This is a genomic window from Glycomyces sp. TRM65418 (genome assembly GCF_019710475.1).
GTDB lineage: Bacteria > Actinomycetota > Actinomycetes > Mycobacteriales > Micromonosporaceae > Glycomyces.
The window spans coordinates 24,512-40,758 of the sequence record NZ_JAJFAX010000006.1; the positions used below are offsets into that span (position 1 = coordinate 24,512).

Consider the following 16,247-nt stretch of genomic DNA (forward strand, 5'->3'; position numbering starts at 1 on the left):
TGCCCTTCCCGCGAAGGACAGCGGCTTTTGTGCTCCCCGGGTTCAGTCGGTGAAATAGCCCCGCAGGACCGTCCCTCCCGAACCGTACCTCGGCAGGGTTCGCTCGGCCCGGATCACGCCTACCGGATCCACCAAGGTCAGCGCGATCGCGTCATGGCGATCGTCGCAGACGATCATCGAGCCCTCCGGCAGGAACACGATCTGCGGCTTCTCGACGTCGACTGGAAACGCCAGCTCCGCGCCGGTCGCGGTGTCCACGTAGCGGTCGCAGCGGACCGCCGGCCCGGGAGCCCGGCCTGCGGCCGTGTCGTCCGCGAACTCCAGGCAGGCGCGGCTCAGGTCCGCCGAGATCGACGACAACCCGACGAATCCCTCCTCCCCGGTCCAGGCGCCGGCGCCTTCGAGTTCGACCCGACCGCTGCCGTCGGGGCGCATCGCGACGCCGCCGTCACTGCTGACGAGGTACTCGCCGTCGGCCGACCACCGAGGCGAGCAGTCGACCTCGGCCGGCACGCCCGACGTCTCGCCGGTGGCGACGTCGAGCAGGTAGGCGCCGTCGGTCTCCTCGTCGGGCAGGTTCAGGACGATCCGGTCCGAGTCGGGGGACCAGGACGGCTCGCAGGGCTGGGGGGAGAAGCCCAGAACCTCGGTCCCCTCGCCGCTGAGCGTCCCCAGGGCGCCTGCGCAAACGCCCTCGTTCGGAACCGCATAGCGGTCGCCGTCGGGCGCGAGCACGTACGCGGGGCCCCCTTGGAGTACGGCCACCGACTCGTCGCCGTACGAGCGTATGATGACCGGCGGCCCGTCGGTCTCCTCCGTGACCTCGAAGAAGCCCGTGACCTCGAAGTAGAGCGTCTTCGGCAGCGCGTCCATGTCGGCCATCGAATTCGAAGAGCCCCAACCGTTCCAGGCGGCGGGAGCGCAGCCTTCCCCCTCGCTGTGCTCCTCCGTCGGGGCCGTCTCGACGTCCTCGGCGGTCGTCGCACCGGTCGGGAGTTCGACCGCGGTCGTTCCGGTCGCGGGCGGCGCCTCCTCGACGCCGTTCGGGTCCACCAGGGCCGCTGTCGTCACGCTCGCGAACGTCAGCCCGATGGTCGCGCCGATCGCCGCGGCCATGAATCGGCGCCTGCCGATCCGGCGGGCGCGCCGGTACGCGCCGGCCGCCAGGTCCCCCGAAGGAGCGGACTCGTCGCCTGCGATGCCTTGCAGCAGCTCGCGGATCGAGTCAGGCATTGGCCTCTCCTCTCACGTGCTGGAACTCCATCTCCCAGCGGGAGACGGGTGTCCCCGGGTCGCCGAGCACCAGCTCGGGGAACCGGGTCCGCAGCCGCCGCAGGCCCCGCTGCACCCGCGCCCGCACGGTCGTGACCGGGCAGTCGAGGATCGCCGCCGCCGCGGTCTCGGTCTGGTCCTCGAAGTACCGCAGCACGATCGCGGCGCGCTGCTTCGCGGGCAGCGACAGCAGCGCCGCGTGGACGGCCACGCGCAGCGCGGTGTCGGGCTCGCCGCCGGGCCGCTCGGGCAGGTGCTCGGTCGCGATCTCCGCCACCTTCGTCCGCCGCCAGCTGCTCACGTGCAGGTGGTACATGGTGCGCCGCGTGTAGGCCTCGGCGTTCGCGGTCAGGTGGAGCCGCTTCCAGGCGCGCCAGGTGCGCGCCAAGGCGTCCTGCACGAGGTCCTCGGCGAACCCCCGGTCGCCCGTGAGCAGGTACGCCGAGGCGTACAGCGCCGTGGACCTGGCCTTGACGAAGTCCTCGAACTCGCTCTGGCTCGTCGGCGACCTCGGCGGGGAAGGCTCGGGCGGCGTCCCTGACGTGTCCGTCGATCCGCTCACGGTGGGTCCGTTCTATCGGAGGGTGTCGGTGGGGGACATCTTCCTAGACGGTTCTCCGGACCCCGCCGCGCCTCCCCCGAACGGCCATTCGTCGCCGACTGAACGGCGGAGGGTCCGAAACCCCGTTGAGCCTCCGAGGCACACCGGTCACACTGAGGCCGTGGAAATCATCGAATTCAAGGCCGGCGACACCGATCTGATCGATCGGGCGTTCGCCATCGCCACCGCGGCGCACCACGCCGACACCCCCGAGAATCCGGCCGTCCCCGAGCGGTTCTTCAGAACCCTGTTCACCCACGTCATGCCCGGGCGGGAACGGTACTGGTTCGCCGCCGTCGAGGACGGCCTCGCCCTGGGCTACATCCGGATCAACTTCTCCACCGACGACAACCTCCACCTGTCCAGGTTCGAGCTCCACGTCCACCCCGACCACCGCGGCCGCGGCGCCGAAGACCTCCTCCTCGGGCAGGCCGAGCGCTTCTGCGCCGAGCACGGCCGCACCTCGCTCCTCACCGACGTCCCGGCGTACTGGGAGGGCGGTCCCGAGCGCGACGCGGCCCCCGCCCGGACTCTTGAGGCGCGCGGCTACAGGCTCTCGCTCACCAGCGTCAACCGCCGCAGCCCGATCGACCCGCTCGGCGCCGACGAGGAGCGGCGACGCTACGAGGAGGCGCTGGCGAAGGCCGGCGACGCCTACGAAGTGCGCCAATGGGTCGGCCCGGTTCCCGAGGACCTCGTGGACACCATGTGCCGCATGGAGACCATGATCCTGGCCGAGATCCCTCTGGGCGACGTCGAAGCCGAGCCCGAGCGGATGGACGCCGAGAAACTCCGCGCCAAGGAGGCCGTGTACACCGCCGAGGGCCGCACCTGGGTCGTCTCCGTCGCCGTCGAGCGCGCCACCGGCGAGGTCAGGGCCTGGACCGAGGTCGCCGTCGACGAGGGCGTCGACCGCGACGGCTTCCAGGGCATCACGATCGTCGACCCGGCCCATCGCGGTCACCGCCTCGGCCTGCTGCTCAAGCTCGCGAACCTCCGTCTGCTGCGCGAGCGCTTCCCGCGCCTCGAATACATCTGGACCGACAACGCCGACGTCAACGCCCCGATGATCGCCATCAACGAACTGATGGGGTACACCACAGTGGATGCTCGAGTCGAGTACCACAAGAAACTCGAAGGCTGACCCCTTGGAGCTCCACCGCGTCCACGCCGACGACCGGGAGGCCCTCCTGCGCGTCCGCGGCCTGTTCGAGCTCGTCCGCGCCACCGAGACCCCTGAGCTCGCACCCGTTCCCGAGCGCGTCTTCACCGGGATGATGACGAACCCGCCGCCGGACACGGCATACCGCTGCTACACCGCCTCCGAGGACGGCACGCTGCTCGGGGCCCTGTGGCTCTCCCTGCCCGGCAAGGAGAACGACCACTACGTCGAGGCGGACCTGATCGTCCATCCGGACCACCGCCGCCGCGGCGTCGGCACGGCCCTGCTCGACCGGCTCCTGGCGCTCGCCCGCGAGCAGTCCCGCAGGGAGGTGGTCGTCCTCGCCCGCATCCAGTGGAACGACGGCCCCGCCCGCCCCGACGCCGGGGTGCGGTTCCTCGAGCGGCACGGGTTCACCGCCGCGCTCACCGAAGTGGACCGCAGCCTCCGGCTCGACGCGATCGATCCCGAGACCGAGGAACGCCTGTGGCGCGAGGCCGCGGCCGCCGCCGAGGACTACGAGCCGGTCTCCTGGATCGGCCGCTGCCCCGAGGCGTACCTCGAAGGGCTGGCCCGGCTCAACTCGATGATCTTCGCGGAGATCCCGCTCGGCGACGTCGAGCTGCATCCCCGCACGGTCGATGCCGAGTCCGTCCGCGCGGCCGAGGCCGGCGCGGCGGCCGTCGGCAACGCCATGATCCGCACGATCGCCGTCCCCAAGGGCGGCGGCGACGTCGTGGCCCACACGGTCATCGCCGCGCACGAAGGCGAGGCCCACGTCGGCCAGGGCATCACGATCGTGGACCCGGCCCACCGGGGGCACCGGCTCGGCCTGCTCGTCAAGCTCGCGAACCTCCGCCGGCTGCGCGAGCACTTCGGGCACGTGACGCACGTGTGGGCCGGCAACGCCGACACCAACGCCCACATGGTCGCCATCAACGACCTGCTCGGCTACCGGCCCGTCGACGCCCGCGTCTGCTACAAGCGCAGGATCGAGGCCTGACCCCCGTTCCGGGCCGGGCGCGCCGGCCCGGAACGGGCATCGGGCGCGTCCGCCCGCCCCGCACCGGACCCGGTCATGCCACGGCTCGGATCGGCGTGCGGAGATCGAAATTCGGTTGCCGCAGGTCACCCCCCATGTCCACACTGTCGACATGGAAATCATCGAACTCGACCCCGCGGACGGCGACCTCGTCTCCGGCGCATTCGACGTCATGCGCGCCACCCACGCGGCCGATCACCCCGAGAACCCCGCCCCCCACCGGAACACCTTCGTCAAGGGCCTCGCCTACCCGCCGCCGGACGAGGACGAGGCCCACTACGTCGCCGTCGAGGACGGCAAGGTCCTCGCCGTCATGGGCATCGGCCTGCCTAACCGGGCCAACCTGCACTTCGCCTGGGCCTGGATCAACGTCCACCCCGACCACCGCCGCCGCGGCATCGGCACGGCCCTCGTCGAGCGCTTCTTCGCGTACGCGCGCGAGCACGGCCGCACCGAGCTGACCCTCGACACCCACATGACCTGGGAAGGCGGCGTCGAACGCGACAAGGCCGGGCAGCTGTTCCTGGAGCGGCACGGCTTCAAGCTGGCGCTCACCTGCATCAACCGCCGCTGCGCCGTGGACGCCCTCGACCCGGCCGTCGAGCAGGAGCTGCTGGAGCAGGCCCAGGCCGCCGCCGGGGACGACTACGAGATCATCTCGTGGATCGGCCGCACGCCGGAGGAACTGATCGAGACCATGGCCCGCATCGACTCCACGATCCTCGCGGAGGTGCCGCTCGGCGACCTCGAGCTCGAGCCCGAGACGATCGACGCGGACCTGAAGCGGGCGAAGGCCGAACGCGGCGAGGCCATCGGCATCGTGCCGATCCAGACGGTCGCCCGCCACCGCGAGAGCGGCGAGGTCGTCGCCAACACGGCCGTGTTCGCGCACGCCGACGACCCCGGCTACACCGACGCCTACCAGGGCATCACCATCGTGGACCCGGCCCACCGCGGCCACCGGCTCGGCCTGCTCCTGAAGCTCGTGAACCTGCGGCTCGTCCGCGAGCGCTACCCGCACCTCCGTGCCATCTGGACCGACAACGCCGACGTCAACGCGCCCATGATCGGCATCAACGTCACCCTCGGCTACGAGATCGTCGACGCCGTCGGCGAGTTTCAGATCAAACTCGACAGCTGACCGAACCCCGGCACCGTGCCACGGTGTCCCCGAACCTCACGGCGCCCCCGAAAATGGTGTCTCCAGGCACAAGCCGACCGTGGTGGTGGCATTCGCCTTCCACGGTCGGCTATTGTCAATAGCCGGCCCTCTTTGTGGCCCGATCAGGCGCGTCCCGCCCCATCACCGTCGGCTCATGGTGAACCAAAGCTCCGCGGAACGTGCGTCACTCACGAAGTCGTTCTCGCGGAAGGCGAACCATGACTCTTGACCAAACTGTGCCCGACGCTGCCATCAATACGGCGGCGACTCCCCTCGAAACCCCCGAAACTCCGGCCGTCGAAGCCCCCGAGGCCGAGCAGACCGAGACCGTCGCCGTGACCGCTGCGGCCGCCCCCGCTGAAGCCGCCCCGGCCGAGGAGTTCACCGTCGAGACCGACGAAGTGGCCCCCTACGACGGCCCCAGCTTCGAAGAACTCGGCCTCGCCGAGAAGATCACCGCCGCGCTGGCCGAGAAGGGCATTCTGACGCCCTTCCCGATCCAGGCCGCGACGATCCCGGACGCGCTCGCCGGGCGCGACATCCTCGGCCGCGGCCAGACCGGCTCGGGCAAGACCCTGGCCTTCGGCCTGCCGGCCCTCTCGCGCCTCGCCGCGGGCGGCCGCACCAAGGCCAAGCGTCCCCGGGCGATCATCCTCACCCCCACGCGTGAACTCGCGATCCAGGTCGCCGAGTCGCTCCAGCCCTTCGGCGACGCCGTGGGCATCGACATGAAGGTCGTCTGCGGCGGCACCGCGTTCTCCCGCCAGATCGACGCGCTGCGCGCCGGGGTCGACATGCTCGTCGCCACCCCGGGCCGCCTGCGCGACCTGATCCGGCGCGGCGAGTGCTCGCTCGACTCCGTCGAGCTGGCCATCCTCGACGAGGCCGACCAGATGGCCGACATGGGTTTCCTGCCCGAGGTCGAGGAGCTGTTCGACATGCTCCCCGTCGGCGGCCAGCGCATGCTGTTCTCCGCCACGCTGGAGAAGGAGATCGACGTCCTCGTCAGGAAGTACCTGAAGGACCCGGTCGTCCACTCGGTCGACCCGTCGGCCGGCTCGGTCACCACCATGACCCACCACCTGCTGCTCATCGGGCCGCGCGACAAGGCCACGATGACCGCGGCCGTCGCCGCCCGCCCGGGTCTGACGATGGTGTTCGTGCGGACCCAGCTCGCCGTCGACCGCATCGCGGACGAACTGCGCCAGGCCGGCGTCCGGGCCGAGGGCCTGCACGGCGGCATGTCCCAGGTCGACCGCTCCAGGGTCCTCGACCGCTTCAAGAACGGCCGCCTGGACGCGCTGGTCTGCACCGACGTCGCGGCCCGCGGCATCCACGTCGACGGCGTCGACATGGTGCTGCACGTCGACCCGCCGAAGACCCACAAGGACTACCTGCACCGCGCCGGGCGCACCGCCCGAGCCGGCCAGTCCGGACACGTCGCGACCCTGGTGCTCCCGCACCAGAACCGCAGCATGTTCAGCCTGATCGAGCGTGCGGGCGTGGAGGCCCAGCGCCACTACGTGAACGACAACTTCGACCCGGAGCTGGCCGCCCTCATGGGCGCGCGCAACTTCACCGACCTGCGCGCCGTGGCGGCCGACCACCAGGCGTCGCAGAACGACGCCGAGGCGGCCCGCCTGGAGCAGCAGATCCAGCGGCTGAAGGAAGACGCCGAAGGCCTTCGGGCCCAGGCGGCCCGGCTGCGCGAGCAGGCCGAGCGCGAGATCCTCGACCCGCCGAAGCGTCGCGACCGCGACGACCGCGGCCCGCGCCGCGAGCGTGACGACCGCGGCGGCGAGCGTCGCGGCGGTCGCACCGGCGGTTACCGGGGCAACCGTGAAGGCGGCAGCGGTGGCGGCGGCTACCGCGGGAACCGTGAAGGCGGCAGCGGCGGCGGCTACCGCGGGAACCGTGAAGGCGGCAGCGGCGGTGGTTACCGGGGCAACCGTGAAGGCGGCGGCTACGCCGGCGGCGGTGAGCGTCGCAGCTACGGCGACCGCGACAACCGCGGCGGCGGCAGCTATGGCGACCGCGGCCGCAGCGGCGGCTACGGCGACCGTGACAACCGCGGCGGCGGCTACCGGGGCGGCAGCGAAGGCGGCCGCGGCGGTTACGGCGGCGGCGAGCGTCGCAGCTACGGCGACCGCGACAACCGCGGCGGCGGCGGCTTCCGCAGCGACGACCGCGGCAGCCGCGGCGGCTTCCGAGGCGACGACCGAGGCAACCGCGAAGGCGGCTTCCGAGGCGACCGCGAGCGCCGCGACCGCTGGTAAGCACTGACGAGCACTGACAAGCCGAGCGGCCCGGGGAACCTTCCCCGGGCCGCTCGGCGTTGTCGACCCGCATTCGCGTCCAACGGGCGTTCCACCCGGCAGGGCGCCGTCGAACCGACGCTCCGAGGCGTGCCGACGCTCTTGAACCCGTCGGCGTCCGCGCCCTGTCACGGCGTCTGGAATCCGAGGCGCGGCCCCGCGCCTTCCTCGCCCAGGGCGTCCTCGCGGTTGTAGATCGCGCATCGGTCGATCGACAGGCAGCCGCACCCGATGCAACCGTCCAGGTCCTCCTGCAGATCGCGCAGGCGGGCGATCCGGTCCTCGATGCGCCGGCGCCAATCCGCCGACAGCCGCTGCCAGTCGGCCCGGTCGGGGACGCGCCGCTCGGGCAGCCGGTCCAGAGCCGCCTTGATCTCGTCGAGCGACAGGCCCACCGTCTGCGCCGCCCGGATGAACGCCACCCGGCGCAGTTCGGCGCGGCGGTATCGGCGCTGGTTCCCGGCCGTGCGCACCGACCGGATCAGGTCGAGCGACTCGTAGTAGCGCAGCGCCGAGGTCGTCACGCCGGCGCGCGCCGCGAAGTCGCCGATGGACAGCATCGCCCCGGGATCATGGGTCGTCATATGGTCCTGCTCACTTCGGCCTTTACTTCAAGTCGACTTGAAGTTACATGATCCTCCGTGTGAACGTCACCTTTGAGCAAGTCCGCGAGCTGGCACAGCGCACCGTCACCGACGTGCGCTACCCGAAGGTCAGCATCTACACCCTCGACGCGATCTGGGTGCTCTACGACCGCGTCCTGCGAGTCGACCCGCACCGCCTCGACGATCCGGCCCGCGACCGGTTCCTGCTGTCCAAGGGCCACGGCCCCAGCGCCTTCTACGCCGTCCTCGCCGCGAAGGGATTCATCCCCGCCGCCTGGCTCGACTCGATCGCCGCCCTCGAGTCGCCGCTCGGCTCCCACCCCGATGCGACGCTGGTGCCGGGAGCGGAGATCTCCTCCGGGTCGCTCGGCCACGGCCTGCCCCTCGGGGTGGGGATCGCGCTGGGCCTGCGCGCCACCGGATACCGCGACGCCCGCGTATTCGTCCTCATCGGCGACGCCGAACTCGACGAGGGCTCGAACCACGAGGCCATGGCCTTCGCCGGCGCCGCGGGCCTGTCGAACCTCGACGTGGTCGTCGCCGACAACGCCTCGGCCTCGCTCGGCTGGCCGGGCGGCATCGCCTCCCGCTTCGACGTGCACGGCTGGAGCAGCGCCACCGTCGATATGCGCGATCACGAGGCCCTCTACCGGTCCTTCACCGCCGCCCACGCCGACCGTCCGCACGTCACCGTCGCCACCGCCCGCTCCTGAGAGCAGAAACCGAGGACCGACCGTGTTCCGTTCCCACCCGTTGAGCGACGACACCCAAGCCCTGACCATGCGCGACGCCTTCGCGGCCCATGCCGCGGACCTGCTCGACGCCGACCCGCGCGTGGCGGTCGTCCTGGCCGACATCTCGGCCGACATGTTCCGCGACGCCGCCGCGGCCCACCCCGACCGGGTGATCAACGTGGGCATTCGCGAGCAGCTCCTGATCGGCGTGGCCGGCGGCCTCGCGCTGGCCGGACTGCGGCCGATCGCCCACACCTATGCGCCGTTCCTCGTCGAGCGGGCCTTCGAGCAGGTCAAGCTCGACTTCGAGCACCAGGGCACGAGCGGCGTCCTGGTGAGCGTCGGCGCCTCGTACGACTGGGCCGAGGGCAGTTTCACCCACTTCAGCCCGCGCGACGTGGCGCTGTTCGACACCCTCCCCGGCTGGCGGGTGTTCGTTCCCGGTCACGCGGCGGAGGTCCCGCCGCTGCTGGACCGGGCGGTGGACGCCGACGAAGGGGTGTACCTGCGGCTGTCGCTACGGCGCAACGCGGCGCCGCACGGCGTCGGCGAGCCCTTCACGGTGCTGCGCCACGGGACGCGCGCGGCGGTGGTCGCGGTCGGTCCGGTCCTCGACAACGTGCTCGCGGCGACCGAGGGCCTCGACGCCACCGTGGTCTACACGAACACCCCGCGCCCGCTCGACACGACGGCCCTGCGGGAACTGGCCGCCGCCGCGGGCGACACGGTGGTCATGGTCGAGCCCTACCTCGAGGGCACCTCGGACTGGCTCGTCTCGCGGGCCCTGTCGGACCGGCCGCACCGGCTGCTGTCGATTGGCGTCGGCCGGGAGGAACTGCGCCGCTACGGCACCGCCGCCGAGCACGAGCGCCTGCACGGCCTCGACGCGGAGGGCGTCGCCGCCCGCCTCCGGGCGTTCCTGGGCTAGACCGGGATTCCGGGCGGACCGGGTCGCAGCCGTTCCGCCCGGAGGTCTCCCGTGCGCGGTCTAGGCCGGCGACTCCGCCGGAGCGGGGTGCTCCTCCGGCTGGTCGTTCTTGTCCTTGTCCTTGAACCACAGCGAGTCGAGCGCCAGCGCTCCGCCGCCGGAGAAGCCGATGGCGATCGAGACCGCGGCGAGCAGGAGCACGTACTCGTAGCCGCCCTCGCGGGAGAAGAACGCGCCGTCGAGCGGGTGGACGAAGTACATCGCGCCGAGCATGACGAAGGTCAAGGCGAGCCCCACCAGAGGTAGGAGCGCTCCCACAATGAGCATCGCGCCGCCGACGAGCTCCGCGGCCACCGTGAAATAAGCCGACAGCGTGGGTGCCGGGATGCCCAAGCTCTCGAAGCCCTCCGCGGTGGCGTCCATGCCCTGGGTGGAGAACTTCTGCCAGCCGTGGGCGATGAAGACGACGCCGAGGACGACGCGTCCGATGAGGAGTGCGATGGGTCTGAGTCTGGCGATCATGTGCCCTCCCTGGGCGAATGCCGAGTCGCTTCCGGCCTGTGGGGGGCACCGGATCGTGGTCGGCACTGGCCGACTGCCAAGCATGGGGCCCGAAGCGATCTCTTCGACGGTTCAACTGTGATCGCAGCATATCAGCGCATATTCATCTATGTAAATATTCATAGGGATTTAATGACGGCGCACGGCCTCTTCCACCAGCTTGAGGATCCGGGTGATGTCGAGATCGTCCCGGCCCGTCGCCAGATAGCGCACCAGGCCGTCGTACATGAGCTGCAGGAAGCCCGCCAGGACCTCGATGTCGACGTCGGTGCGCAGCACCCCGATCTCGCGCTGGTGCTCCAGGCGCTCCCGGCTGGCCTCGGCGATCGCCTCCCGCCGCCGCCCCCACGCATCGGCGAACTCCGGGTCCGTGCGCAGGCGCCGGGCCACTTCGAGCTGCGTGCCCAGCCAGCCCGCGATCTCGGGCTTGTCGGCCCCCGTCGTCAGGTCCTGCATGACGCCCACCAGGCCCCGCTCGGCCACCGTCGCGGCCATCTCCGCCGCGTCCACCGACGCCACGGCCAGGAACAGCGCGTCCTTGTCCCGGAAGTGGTGGAAGATCGCCCCGCGCGAGAGCCCCGTCGCCTCCTCCAGCCGCCGCACCGTCGCGCCCTCGTAGCCGAATCGGGCGAAGCACGAACGGGCGCCGTCGAGGATCTGCTGACGGCGGGAGTCGAGGTGTTCTTGGCTGACGCGAGGCACCCGGCAATCTTGCCACCTGGGATTGGCCGCGGCCCATGGAGTCGCCTACCGTTGTCGCTGACGGACGGCGCACCGAACGGTGCGGGAGGCGGGGAGCGACGCATGCAGTTGAGCGATTTCTGGGACCGGATGGAAGAGACCTTCGGCGCCGGCTACGCCCGATCGGTCGCCGCCGATCACACGCTCGGCCAGCTCGGGGGCCGTACCATCGACCAGGCCCTCGCCGAGGGCGAGAACGCCAAGGCCGTGTGGATGGCCGTCTGCCGCGCCTGGCCCGAACGGATCCCCGCGCGCCTCGTGCGCTGAGGCCGCGGGCCCGCGGCCGCTCGGCAGGCCGGACGCGCCCGCGCGGCGGCTCCGGGCGACGCCCGCCGGTGCGAGATTCGCCCTGTTCGAACAAGCCGTTGTCCTAGGTTGTCGGTGGGGACGGCTACCGTGGTCGGTATGGCTAAGCAGACAGGATCAGGATCCAGGGGAGGCGGGATGAACTCCGCTCAGGACAAGGCTAAGGCGCTCGATCTCGCGCTGGCCCAGATCGACAAGCAGTTCGGCAAGGGCTCGGTCATGCGACTGGGGGAGAAGCCGAAGCAGAACATCAAGACCATCTCGACCGGCTCGATCGCGCTCGACGTCGCGCTCGGCGTCGGCGGGCTGCCGCAGGGCAGGATCATCGAGATCTACGGTCCCGAATCCAGCGGTAAGACCACCATCGCCCTGCACGCCATGGCGAACGTCCAGGCCGAAGGCGGCGTGGCCGCGATGATCGACGCCGAGCACGCGCTCGACCCGATCTACGCCGAGAAGCTCGGCGTCAACGTCGACGACCTCCTGGTCAGCCAGCCGGACACCGGCGAGCAGGCCCTGGAGATCGCCGACATGCTGGTCCGCTCCGGCGCGGTCGACCTCATCGTCATCGACTCGGTGGCCGCGCTCGTGCCGCGCGCCGAGATCGAGGGCGAGATGGGCGACTCGCACGTGGGCCTCCAGGCCCGCCTCATGAGCCAGGCGCTCCGCAAGATCACCGGTGGCCTGAACAACACGGGCACCACCATGATCTTCATCAACCAGCTGCGCGAGAAGATCGGCGTCATGTTCGGCTCGCCCGAGACCACCGCGGGCGGTAAGGCGCTCAAGTTCTACGCCTCGGTGCGCCTGGACATCCGCCGGATCGAGACGCTCAAGGACGGCGGCGAGGCCGTCGGCAACCGCACCCGCGTCAAGGTCGTCAAGAACAAGGTCGGCTCGCCGTTCCGGCAGGCCGAGTTCGACATCCTCTACGGGATCGGCGTGTCCAAGGAGGGCTCGCTCATCGACATGGGCGTCGAGCACGGCATCGTGAAGAAGTCCGGCGCCTGGTACACCTACGAGGGCGACCAGCTCGGCCAGGGCAAGGAGAAGGCCCGGGCGAACCTCAAGGACAACCCGGACCTGGCCCTGGAGATCGAGAAGAAGATCAAGGAGAAGCTCGGCGTCGACGCCGCAGCGGACGCACCGGTCGAGGACGAGATTGAAGAACCCCCGGTCGACTTCTAAGCCGAACGATCCGGAAGCGGCCCGGCAGTACTGCCTCCAACTGCTGTCGGGCCGTCCCCGGACCCGCTCCGAACTGGGCGACTCGATGCGCCGCAAGGGCTTCGAGGAAACGGTCGTGACCGAGATCCTCGAGCGCTACGCCGAGGTCGGCCTCATCGACGACGCGGTGTTCGCCCGCGCCTGGGTCGACTCGCGCCATCGCAGCCGCGGCCTGTCGAAGCGGTCCCTGGCCGGGGAGCTGCGCCGCAAGGGCGTGGACCCCGAGTTCGTGGACGCGGCGGTCGCGGCCGTGAGCGACGAGGACGAACGCGAGGCCGCCCTCGCGCTGGCCCGCCGCCGCTACCGGTCCCTCGCGGGCCAGGCCGACGACGTCGTGCTGCGCAAACTCGTGGGGATGCTCGCCCGCAAAGGCTACGGCTCCGGCATCGCCATCCCGGTGGTCAAGCAGGTCCTGGCCGAAGCCGAGAGCGACGCGGCCGAACTCCTCGACGAGGACGCCCACTTCGAGTGACGCCGCAGCCCCGGCGCTCGCCGGTCTCGCGACGCCCGGCCGTCACTCGAGGGCCTCACGAAACGCTGTGCGGCCCGTGAGGCGTGCGTTGTCACGGCCGTGACCTGTGGGGTCTGACGTGCGCGGGGTGTTCCAGGATGCGGAAAGCGGCAGGTCGGTAAGGAGTCGTTAACGCGTTGGACATACCATTGGCCGCGACGACGCAGCGCCGCGCCCGGTCCTCGTCTCTCTCCTTACCTTTGCGAGGTATCCACATGACCGACCCGAAACCCGTCGTGGTCATTGCCGACCCACTCGCGCCCGCTGCGATCGAGGTCCTCTCCGGAGACTTCGACGTCCGGGAGATCGACGGTACGAACGTGGAGTCCCTCCACGCCGCGCTGCGCGAGGCCGACGCCGTGATCGTCCGCTCCGCGACCACCATCGACGCTCCGGCCCTGGAGGCCGCGCCCAAGCTCAAGGTCGTCGCCCGCGCGGGCGTCGGCCTCGACAACGTCGACCTGCCCGCCGCCACCGAGCGCGGCGTCATGGTCGTCAACGCGCCGACCTCCAACATCGTCTCGGCCGCCGAGCAGGCCATCACGCTGCTGCTCGCCAGCGCCCGCCACATCGCCCGCGCCGACGCGTCGCTGCGGGCCGGCCGCTGGGACCGCAAGAAGTTCACCGGCGTCGAGATCCAGGGCAAGACCCTCGGCGTCGTCGGCTTCGGCAAGATCGGCCAGCTCGTCACCACCCGCATGCAGTCCTTCGACATGGACGTCGTCGCCTACGACCCCTACGCCCAGCCCGCGCTCGCCGCGAAGCTCGGCGTCCGGCTCGTCGACCTCGACACGCTGCTCGCGACTTCCGACTTCATCACCATCCACCTGCCGAAGACCCCCGAGACCGTCGGGATCATCGGCGAGGACGCCCTCAACAAGGTCAAGCCCGGCGTGCGGATCGTCAACGCCGCCCGCGGCGGCCTGATCGACGAGGACGCGCTCGCCGCGGCCCTCCAGGACGGCCGCGTCGCCGCCGCCGGCCTCGACGTGTTCGTCAAGGAGCCGTGCACCGACTCGCCGCTGTTCGCCCTCGACAACGTGGTCGCCGCCCCGCACCTGGGCGCGTCCACCCGCGAGGCCCAGGACAACGCGGGCCTGGCGGTCGCCAAGAGCGTCAAGCTCGCCCTCTCGGGCGAGTTCGTGCCCGACGCCGCCAACGTGCAGGCCGGAGGCGTGGTCAACGAGGCCGTGCGTCCGCTCCTGCCGCTGGCCGAGCGCCTGGGCCGCACCTTCACCGCCCTCGCCGGCGGCGCCGTCCAGTCGGTCACGGTCGAAGTTCGCGGCGACGTCGTCGACCACGACGTGACCGTGCTGCAGCTGGCCGCCTCCAAGGGCCTGTTCGTGGACGTGGCCGACTCGGTCACCTACGTGAACGCGCCCCTCATCGCCGAGCAGCGCGGCGTCGAGCTGGGCCTGTACACCTCGGCCGAGTCGCTCGAGTTCCAGACCCTCGTGACCCTGCGGGGCGCGCTGGTCGACGGCCGGAGCCTCACCGTCTCGGGCACGATCAACCCCGGCCTGCACGGCGGGCTGCGGTTGACCGAGATCGACGGCTTCGAGCTCGACATCGACCTGGACGGCTCGCTGCTGTTCCTGCGCTACACCGACCGACCCGGCGTCGTCGGCCTCATCGGCGGCACCCTGGGCGACCTGGGCATCAACATCGCCGCGATGCAGGTGGCCCGCAAGGCCGCCGGCGGTGAGGCCGTCATGGCGCTCGCCCTCGACGCGCCGGTGCCCACCGAGGTGCTCGACCGCATCAAGGACGCGGTCGGCGCCACCGGGGCCAAAGCGGTGACCCTCAAGGACTGACGCCGCTCCCGGGCTCCACCGGCGTGGAGCCCGGAACCGGTGTCCATCTACTGAGAGTCGTTTGTCGGAATGCGGGACGGGTGCGTTATGGTGAACGCACCCGCCCGCATTCGGCGTTTTCGGCTGTCATTCCTTGAACGCATGCGGCGCACCAGTTCGCGTTCGCGACTGAGGAACGAAACCAGAGAGGCAGCATGAGCAGGATCGCGGTCATCCCGGGCGACGGGATCGGGCAAGAGGTCATCGCCGAAGCGCAGAAGGTGCTCGCCGTGGCCCTTCCCGGCTACGAGTCGACCGAGTACGACCTCGGCGCGCGCCTGTACAACCGCACCGGCGAGACGCTGCCCGACAGCGTCCTGTCCGAACTCGACGGCCACGACGCGATCCTCCTCGGCGCCATCGGCGACCCGTCGGTCCCGCCGGGCGTCCTCGAGCGCGGCCTGCTGCTGAAGCTCCGCTTCGAGTTCGACCAGTACGTGAACCTGCGTCCCAGCCGCCTCTACCCGGGCGCGTCCTCGCCGCTGGCCGACGTCAAGCCCGGTGACATCGACTTCGTGGTCGTCCGCGAGGGCACCGAGGGCCTCTACACCGGCGCCGGCGGCAACCTCCACACCGGGTCCGCGGCCGAGATCGCGACCGAGGAGAGCCTGAACACCCGGTACGGCACCGAGCGGGTCATCCGCGACGCCTTCGAGCGGGCCAAGCGCCGCCGGGGCCACCTCACGCTGGTCCACAAGACCAACGTGCTCATCCACGCCGGCGGGCTCTGGAAGCGCACCTTCGACGAGGTCGCCGCCGAGTACCCGGACGTGACCACCGAATACCAGCACGTCGACGCCGCGGCCATGTTCCTGGTGAACCGGCCCCACACCTTCGACGTCATCGTCACCGACAACCTCTTCGGCGACATCCTCACCGACATCGCCGCGGCGGTCACCGGCGGCATCGGCCTGGCCGCGACGGGGTCCATCAACCCCGACCACACGCACCCGTCGACGTTCGAACCCGTCCACGGCTCGGCCCCCGACATCGCCGGGCAGGGCATCGCCGACCCGGTCGCCGCGATCTCCTCCACCGCGCTCCTGCTCGACCATTTGGGGCGCACCGACGCCGCCGCAGCGGTGAACGCCGCGGTCGAGCGCGAACTGGCCGGACGCGAGTCCGGTGCCAAGATCAATACCGGCGAGGTAGGCGACCGAGTAGCCGCCGACGTCGCCGGACGACTCAGCTGACCAAAGCAGCTTCGACGCCCGGCGGGCCCGCGCT

General features: G+C 71.0%; 16 protein-coding genes. 11 read left to right on the forward strand and 5 right to left on the reverse strand.

Annotation, left to right across the window (positions count from 1 at the left end; all coding sequences use genetic code 11):
- Window positions 1-42: 42 nt before the first annotated feature.
- Together K3N28_RS14430 and K3N28_RS14435 are read right to left on the reverse strand one after the other, a co-directional pair.
- A complete protein-coding gene (locus tag K3N28_RS14430) occupies window positions 43-1,233 on the reverse strand; it encodes a hypothetical protein (protein ID WP_228093248.1) in 1,191 nt (396 codons plus the stop codon).
- The gene (locus K3N28_RS14435; RefSeq protein WP_228093249.1) at window positions 1,226-1,834 is read right to left on the reverse strand and encodes a SigE family RNA polymerase sigma factor; all 609 of its coding nucleotides are present in this window, start codon (window positions 1,832-1,834) and stop codon (window positions 1,226-1,228) included. Before K3N28_RS14435 ends, K3N28_RS14430 begins: the two co-directional genes overlap by 8 nt.
- A gap of 160 nt (window positions 1,835-1,994) precedes the next feature.
- On the opposite strand from K3N28_RS14435, the gene K3N28_RS14440 reads away from it, so the two are divergent.
- The 4 genes from K3N28_RS14440 to K3N28_RS14455 all read left to right on the forward strand — a co-directional run bounded on the left by K3N28_RS14440 (window position 1,995) and on the right by K3N28_RS14455 (window position 7,515).
- Window positions 1,995-3,017: a GNAT family N-acetyltransferase gene (locus K3N28_RS14440; RefSeq protein ID WP_228093250.1), complete on the forward strand. Its 1,023-nt coding sequence runs from the start codon at window positions 1,995-1,997 to the stop codon at window positions 3,015-3,017.
- Between the two features lie 4 nt (window positions 3,018-3,021).
- Window positions 3,022-4,038 (forward strand): GNAT family N-acetyltransferase, encoded by a 1,017-nt coding sequence (locus K3N28_RS14445; protein WP_228093251.1) that lies wholly within the window; start codon window positions 3,022-3,024, stop codon window positions 4,036-4,038.
- Window positions 4,039-4,189: 151 nt separating this feature from the next.
- Entirely contained in the window at window positions 4,190-5,218 is a 1,029-nt protein-coding gene (locus K3N28_RS14450; protein ID WP_228093252.1) for a GNAT family N-acetyltransferase, read from the forward strand.
- A gap of 239 nt (window positions 5,219-5,457) precedes the next feature.
- The gene (locus tag K3N28_RS14455) at window positions 5,458-7,515 is read left to right on the forward strand and encodes a DEAD/DEAH box helicase (protein ID WP_228093253.1); all 2,058 of its coding nucleotides are present in this window, start codon (window positions 5,458-5,460) and stop codon (window positions 7,513-7,515) included.
- 167 nt (window positions 7,516-7,682) lie between these two features.
- Here the strand turns inward: K3N28_RS14455 and soxR are convergent, their stop codons facing one another.
- On the reverse strand, window positions 7,683-8,138 hold the full coding sequence (soxR, locus tag K3N28_RS14460; protein WP_228093254.1) for a redox-sensitive transcriptional activator SoxR: 456 nt from the start codon (window positions 8,136-8,138) through the stop codon (window positions 7,683-7,685).
- 59 nt (window positions 8,139-8,197) lie between these two features.
- Here soxR and K3N28_RS14465 point away from each other — a divergent pair, with 59 nt between their 5' ends.
- Complete coding sequence (locus K3N28_RS14465; RefSeq protein WP_228093255.1) at window positions 8,198-8,872, forward strand: transketolase; 675 nt, start codon at window positions 8,198-8,200, stop codon at window positions 8,870-8,872.
- A 67-nt stretch (window positions 8,873-8,939) separates the two neighbouring features.
- Window positions 8,940-9,821, forward strand: a complete 882-nt coding sequence (locus tag K3N28_RS14470; protein ID WP_374209793.1) for a transketolase family protein — start codon at window positions 8,940-8,942, stop codon at window positions 9,819-9,821.
- Between the two features lie 60 nt (window positions 9,822-9,881).
- Here the strand turns inward: K3N28_RS14470 and K3N28_RS14475 are convergent, their stop codons facing one another.
- Both K3N28_RS14475 and K3N28_RS14480 read right to left on the reverse strand, forming a co-directional pair.
- A complete protein-coding gene (locus K3N28_RS14475; RefSeq protein WP_228093257.1) occupies window positions 9,882-10,343 on the reverse strand; it encodes a DoxX family protein in 462 nt (153 codons plus the stop codon).
- 168 nt (window positions 10,344-10,511) lie between these two features.
- Window positions 10,512-11,084, reverse strand: coding sequence for a TetR/AcrR family transcriptional regulator (locus K3N28_RS14480; protein ID WP_228093258.1), 573 nt, complete (start codon window positions 11,082-11,084; stop codon window positions 10,512-10,514).
- 102 nt (window positions 11,085-11,186) lie between these two features.
- Here K3N28_RS14480 and K3N28_RS14485 point away from each other — a divergent pair, with 102 nt between their 5' ends.
- The 5 genes from K3N28_RS14485 to K3N28_RS14505 all read left to right on the forward strand — a co-directional run bounded on the left by K3N28_RS14485 (window position 11,187) and on the right by K3N28_RS14505 (window position 16,213).
- The gene (locus tag K3N28_RS14485; RefSeq protein WP_228093259.1) at window positions 11,187-11,390 is read left to right on the forward strand and encodes a DUF3046 domain-containing protein; all 204 of its coding nucleotides are present in this window, start codon (window positions 11,187-11,189) and stop codon (window positions 11,388-11,390) included.
- A gap of 177 nt (window positions 11,391-11,567) precedes the next feature.
- A complete protein-coding gene (gene recA / locus K3N28_RS14490) occupies window positions 11,568-12,617 on the forward strand; it encodes a recombinase RecA (protein WP_228093260.1) in 1,050 nt (349 codons plus the stop codon).
- Complete coding sequence (locus tag K3N28_RS14495; RefSeq protein ID WP_228093261.1) at window positions 12,592-13,128, forward strand: regulatory protein RecX; 537 nt, start codon at window positions 12,592-12,594, stop codon at window positions 13,126-13,128. Before recA ends, K3N28_RS14495 begins: the two co-directional genes overlap by 26 nt.
- A 254-nt stretch (window positions 13,129-13,382) precedes the next feature.
- The gene (gene serA / locus K3N28_RS14500) at window positions 13,383-14,981 is read left to right on the forward strand and encodes a phosphoglycerate dehydrogenase (protein WP_228093262.1); all 1,599 of its coding nucleotides are present in this window, start codon (window positions 13,383-13,385) and stop codon (window positions 14,979-14,981) included.
- A 194-nt stretch (window positions 14,982-15,175) separates the two neighbouring features.
- Window positions 15,176-16,213 (forward strand): 3-isopropylmalate dehydrogenase, encoded by a 1,038-nt coding sequence (locus K3N28_RS14505; protein ID WP_228093263.1) that lies wholly within the window; start codon window positions 15,176-15,178, stop codon window positions 16,211-16,213.
- Window positions 16,214-16,247: the final 34 nt, after the last annotated feature.

Bases quoted from the DNA above. Each gene is read 5' to 3' on its own strand.
- serA (WP_228093262.1), top strand. From the start codon at position 13,383: ATGACCGACCCGAAACCCGTCGTGGTCATTGCCGACCCACTCGCGCCC.
- recA (WP_228093260.1), top strand. From the start codon at position 11,568: ATGAACTCCGCTCAGGACAAGGCTAAGGCGCTCGATCTCGCGCTGGCC.
- K3N28_RS14505 (WP_228093263.1), top strand. From the start codon at position 15,176: ATGAGCAGGATCGCGGTCATCCCGGGCGACGGGATCGGGCAAGAGGTC.
- K3N28_RS14455 (WP_228093253.1), top strand. From the start codon at position 5,458: ATGACTCTTGACCAAACTGTGCCCGACGCTGCCATCAATACGGCGGCG.
- K3N28_RS14470 (WP_374209793.1), top strand. From the start codon at position 8,940: ATGCGCGACGCCTTCGCGGCCCATGCCGCGGACCTGCTCGACGCCGAC.
- soxR (WP_228093254.1), bottom strand. From the start codon at position 8,138: ATGACGACCCATGATCCCGGGGCGATGCTGTCCATCGGCGACTTCGCG.
- K3N28_RS14485 (WP_228093259.1), top strand. From the start codon at position 11,187: ATGCAGTTGAGCGATTTCTGGGACCGGATGGAAGAGACCTTCGGCGCC.
- K3N28_RS14450 (WP_228093252.1), top strand. From the start codon at position 4,190: ATGGAAATCATCGAACTCGACCCCGCGGACGGCGACCTCGTCTCCGGC.
- K3N28_RS14475 (WP_228093257.1), bottom strand. From the start codon at position 10,343: ATGATCGCCAGACTCAGACCCATCGCACTCCTCATCGGACGCGTCGTC.
- K3N28_RS14430 (WP_228093248.1), bottom strand. From the start codon at position 1,233: ATGCCTGACTCGATCCGCGAGCTGCTGCAAGGCATCGCAGGCGACGAG.